Raw genomic sequence first — 716 nt, forward strand, 5'->3', positions numbered from 1 at the left:
CCTTCGCGCGGCTCGCGCACGATGAAGCCGGCCTTGGCCAGCAGTTCTTTCGGCTGGCGGGTGATCTTCTGGCCGTGCTGCATCGAGCAGGCCGAGTGATAGGCAACGACAGTGCCCGACTTGCGAACCGGTTCGGGCAGGTGGAGGGTCGAGAGATATTCGGTAACGTCCTTGGCCAGTGCCGAGACGCGCGCGGCCTTGTCGGCATAGGCCGGGTCGAGCCGCAGCATGAAACCGTAGTCCTTGATCGTCGTGCCGCAGCCCGAGGCGGTGATGACGATGGCATCGAGCCCGCCCTGGTCGAGGGCGCGTGTCCAGGCGTCGACATTTTGCCTCGCCGAGGCAAGCGCGGCCTGTTCGCGCCCCATATGATGGACCAGCGCACCGCAACAGCCTTCGCCCGGCGGCACCAAGACCTCGACGCCGAGCCGTGTCAGCAGCGAAATCGTCGCCTCGTTGATGGCGGGATCGAGCACCGATTGCGCGCAGCCGGTGAGGATGGTGACGCGGCCCCTTTTGGTCCCCTGCCCGGCATGGATGCCCGGCGAGCCCATCGGCGACGCTGCCGGGATCGACGCCGGCGCGAGCTTGAGCATCGCACTGAGCGGCTTCAGCGCCGGAACCTTGTCGAACAGGCCGATGAACGGTTTGCCCAGCTTCGCTAGCTTGAGCGCGGCGCGAAAGCGCTGGGGATAGGGCAGCACGAAGGCCAGCAT

1 protein-coding gene is annotated in these 716 nt (G+C 66.8%); it reads right to left on the reverse strand.

From position 1 onward, the window contains the following. On the reverse strand, positions 1–716 hold a 716-nt coding region (locus tag EN925_RS38360; RefSeq protein ID WP_245487477.1), incomplete at both ends, for a heterodisulfide reductase-related iron-sulfur binding cluster.

The organism is Mesorhizobium sp. M7A.F.Ca.US.006.04.2.1 (genome assembly GCF_004022915.1).
Taxonomy (GTDB): Bacteria; Pseudomonadota; Alphaproteobacteria; order Rhizobiales; family Rhizobiaceae; genus Mesorhizobium; species Mesorhizobium ciceri.